The sequence below is a fragment of the Methylobrevis pamukkalensis genome (assembly GCF_001720135.1).
Lineage (GTDB): Bacteria > Pseudomonadota > Alphaproteobacteria > Rhizobiales > Pleomorphomonadaceae > Methylobrevis > Methylobrevis pamukkalensis.
This window is the reverse complement of the sequence record NZ_MCRJ01000189.1, coordinates 1-4,445: the sequence shown is the minus strand read 5'-3', so window position 1 is coordinate 4,445 and position 4,445 is coordinate 1. Positions and strand designations below refer to the sequence as shown.

The 4,445-nt window shown below is 65.4% G+C and carries 1 pseudogene; it reads right to left on the bottom strand.

Annotated features, from left to right (window positions below):
- Positions 1-494: 494 nt before the first annotated feature.
- Positions 495-4,445, bottom strand: a pseudogene (gene rpoC / locus A6302_RS25475) (DNA-directed RNA polymerase subunit beta'); the annotation flags it as partial.

The following is a 4,445-nucleotide window of genomic DNA, read 5'->3' as shown; positions in this document are numbered from 1 at the left end:
TCTCCCGGATTCCCGCCATTCCGGTCGGAGCGAGCAACAACGGGGCTGTTCGGGGGGCCTGTCGTGCCCGTTTTTGCTGTCCACCTCCGAAATTGCGTCCGAGGAACGCCCCCGCTCGAATGCTTCAGTCGTTCCTGACCTGCGAATCCGGGGCCGCCGTACAGAAGCGACTTCAGAATCACCGGATTCCAGCGAATCTCCTTCCGAGTCCTCGCGAATCTCCCATGCATGGTCGATGCCGCTCCGGCGCGACCGTTGCCGAACCCTGACTCCCGGCCGCGCCGGCGAACGGTCCGCAGATCCTCGATCCGAACGAACGCTGATACTCATGGGGGGCAAGGCTCCCTGCCCTCCTGCGCCTGCAAGGCTGCCATGTCGCCGCCGGCTCGGCCGCAGTCATGCTCCCCGACCGCCACAACGCGAAAGGCCGCCCCGGTTATCCGGAGCGGCCTCTCGTCAGTGTCAGTCCCTGGAGCTCACATCGCCCGCAAGGCTCAGCCTTCGGCGGCCACGGCCGTCTCGACGGCCACCGGCTGCTCGCTGCCCTCGCCGAGCGCCGTCTTGTGACGCTCCTCGAGGATCAGCTCGTCGCGGCGCTTGGCCACCTGGCGGATGCGGCTCATGAGCCCGCCGGTGCCGGCCGGGATGAGCCGGCCGACGATGACGTTCTCCTTCAGGCCTTCCAGCGTGTCGGCCTTGCCGTTGACCGCCGCCTCGGTGAGGACGCGGGTGGTCTCCTGGAAGGACGCCGCCGAGATGAACGAGCGGGTCTGGAGCGAGGCCTTGGTGATGCCGAGCAGCACCGGGTTGAACGTCGCCGGACGCTTGCTTTCGGCAACCGCCTTGGCATTCGTCTCCTCGACCTCGATGCGGTCGAACTGCTCGCCCGGCATCATGTCGGTCTCACCGCCTTCGATGATCTCGACCTTCTGCAGCATCTGCCGGACGATCACCTCGATGTGCTTGTCGTTGATGACCACGCCCTGGAGCCGGTAGACCTCCTGGATCTCGTTGACGAGATAGGCGGCCAGCGCCTCCACGCCCTTGATCGCGAGGATGTCGTGCGGCGCGGGGTTGCCATCGACGATGTAGTCGCCCTTCTCGATGACGTCGCCTTCCTGGAGGTGGAAGTGCTTGGTCTTCGGGATCAGGTACTCGCGCGGTTCCAGTGCGGCGTCATGCGGCTCGATGATGACGCGGCGCTTGTTCTTGTAGTCGCGGCCGAAGCGGATCGTGCCGTCGATCTCGGCGATGATCGCGTGGTCCTTGGGACGACGCGCCTCGAAGAGTTCGGCGACGCGCGGCAGACCGCCCGTGATGTCGCGGGTCTTGGCGCTCTCGAGCGGGATACGCGCAAGAACGTCGCCGGCCTTCACCGTGTCGCCGGGCGACACCGAGAGGATCGAGTCCACCGACAGCAGGTAGCGGGCCTCGCCGCCACGGGCGAGCTTGAGGATCTTGCCATCCGGTCCCTTGATCACCATCGCCGGACGCAGGTCGGCCGTACGGCTCGAACCGCGCCAGTCGATGACGACGCGCTTGGTGATGCCGGTCGCCTCGTCGGCGCTTTCCGACACGGAGGCGCCTTCGACCAGATCCTCGTAGGCGATCACGCCCTCGACTTCGGTCAGCACCGGACGGGTGTAGGGATCCCATTCCGAGATGCGCTGGCCGCGGCGCACCGTGTCGCCGTCGTCGACGTGGACACGCGCGCCGTAGGTGATGCGGTGCGTGGACCGCTCCACGCCCGAGGCATCGACGATCGCCACCGACATGTTGCGGCCCATGGCGATCAGCTTGCCGTCGGAATCGCGCACCACGTTGCGGTTGCGGATCCGCACCTCGCCTTCGAAGGTCGATTCGATGAACGAGGTGTCGACCACCTGCGCCGCGCCGCCGATGTGGAACGTGCGCATGGTGAGCTGGGTGCCCGGCTCGCCGATCGACTGCGCCGCGATGACGCCGACGGCCTCGCCCATGTTGACGGGCGTGCCGCGGGCCAGATCGCGACCGTAGCACTTGGCACAGACGCCGATCTTGGTCTCGCAGGTCAGGACCGAACGGATCTTGACCGACTGGATCGCCGACTTCTCGACCCGCTCGACATCCGGCTCCTCGATGAGCGTGCCGGCCTTGACGATGACCTCGCCCGTCACCGGGTGGATGATGTCTTCGGCCACGGTGCGGCCGAGGATGCGGTGGCCGAGCGACGCGACGATCTGGCCGGCGTCGACGACGGCCTGCATCTGCAGACCCCCGGTCGAGCCGCAGTCGACTTCCGACACGATCGAGTCCTGGGCGACGTCGACGAGACGACGTGTCAGGTAACCCGAGTTCGCGGTCTTCAGCGCGGTGTCGGCAAGGCCCTTGCGCGCGCCGTGGGTGGAGTTGAAGTACTCCATCACGGACAGGCCTTCCTTGAAGTTCGAGATGATCGGCGTCTCGATGATCTCGCCCGACGGCTTGGCCATCAGGCCGCGCATCGCGCCGAGCTGACGCATCTGCTCGCGCGAACCACGGGCGCCGGAATGGCTCATCATGTAGATGGAGTTCATCTGCACCTGACGGCCGTTCTCGTCCTTCTTGATCGCCTGGATGGCGGCCATCATCTCGTCGGCGAGACGCGCGGAGCACTTGCCCCAGGCGTCCACGACCTTGTTGTACTTCTCGCCCTGGGTGATCAGGCCGTCGTTGTACTGCTGCTCGAATTCCTTCGTGAGCGAGCGGGTCTCCTCGACGATCTGCCACTTGTTGGCCGGGATGACCATGTCATCCTTGCCGAACGAGATGCCGGCGCGGCAGGCGTGGGTGAAGCCCAGCTGCATGATCCGGTCGCAGAAGATCACCGATTCCTTCTGGCCGCAGTGGCGGTAGACGGCATCGATCATCGCGGAGATCTGCTTCTTCGTCATCAGCTGGTTGCAGACGTCGAAGGGCACGTTGTGGTGCTTGGGCAGCAGCTGGCCGATCAGCATCCGGCCGGGCGTCTCTCGAAGATCTTCGAGACGGGCTTGCCGTCCTTGTCCACGGTCTTGAACCGGCCGCGGATCTTGGTGTGCATCGTCACCGACTTGGAGTCGAGCGCGTGCTGCAGCTCGCCGATGTCGGAGAAGGCCATGCCCTCGCCCGGCTCGCCGTCGGCCATGATCGACAGGTAGTAGAGACCGAGCACGATGTCCTGCGACGGCACGATGATCGGCGCGCCGTTCGCCGGGTGCAGGATGTTGTTGGTCGACATCATCAGCACGCGGGCTTCCAGCTGCGCTTCGAGCGACAGCGGAATGTGCACGGCCATCTGGTCACCGTCGAAGTCGGCGTTGAACGCCGAGCAGACGAGCGGATGCAGCTGGATCGCCTTGCCCTCGATCAGGATCGGTTCGAAGGCCTGGATGCCGAGGCGGTGCAGGGTCGGCGCGCGGTTCAGCATCACCGGATGCTCGCGGATCACCTCGTCGAGGATGTCCCAGACCTCCGGACGCTCCTTCTCCACGAGCTTCTTGGCCTGCTTCACCGTGGAGGAGAAGCCCTTGGCGTCGAGGCGCGAGTAGATGAACGGCTTGAACAGCTCGAGCGCCATCTTCTTCGGCAGGCCGCACTGGTGCAGCTTCAGCTCCGGACCGACCACGATGACCGAACGGCCCGAGTAGTCGACGCGCTTGCCGAGAAGGTTCTGGCGGAAGCGGCCCTGCTTGCCCTTGAGCATGTCGGACAGCGACTTCAGCGGGCGCTTGTTGGCACCCGTGATGACGCGGCCGCGACGGCCGTTGTCGAACAGCGCATCAACCGATTCCTGCAGCATCCGCTTCTCGTTGCGGATGATGATGTCCGGCGCGCGCAGCTCGATCAGCCGCTTGAGGCGGTTGTTGCGGTTGATGACGCGGCGGTAGAGGTCGTTGAGATCGGACGTGGCAAAGCGGCCGCCGTCCAGCGGGACGAGCGGGCGCAGGTCCGGCGGGATCACCGGCACCACGTTCATGATCATCCATTCCGGCTTGTTGCCGGACTCCATGAAGGCCTCGATGATCTTCACGCGCTTGGCGAGCTTCTTCGGCTTCAGCTCGGAGGTCGATTCGATGATCTCCTGGCGCAGCTGGTCGGCCAGCTTCGCAAGGTTCATCGACGAGAGGATCTCGCGGATCGCCTCGGCGCCGATCAGGGCCGTGAAGCTGTCGTCGCCATACTGGTCCTGCGCCGTGATGAAGTCCTCTTCCGACAGAAGCTGGTGCAGCTTCAGCGGGGTGAGGCCCGGCTCGGTGACGACGTAGTTCTCGAAATAGAGGATGCGCTCCAGATCCTTGAGCGTCATGTCGAGCAGGAGACCGATCCGGCTCGGCAGCGACTTCAGGAACCAGATGTGCGCCACCGGCGCCGCCAGCTCGATGTGCCCCATGCGCTCGCGGCGCACGCGGGACAGCGTCACTTCGACGCCGCACTTCTCGCAGATG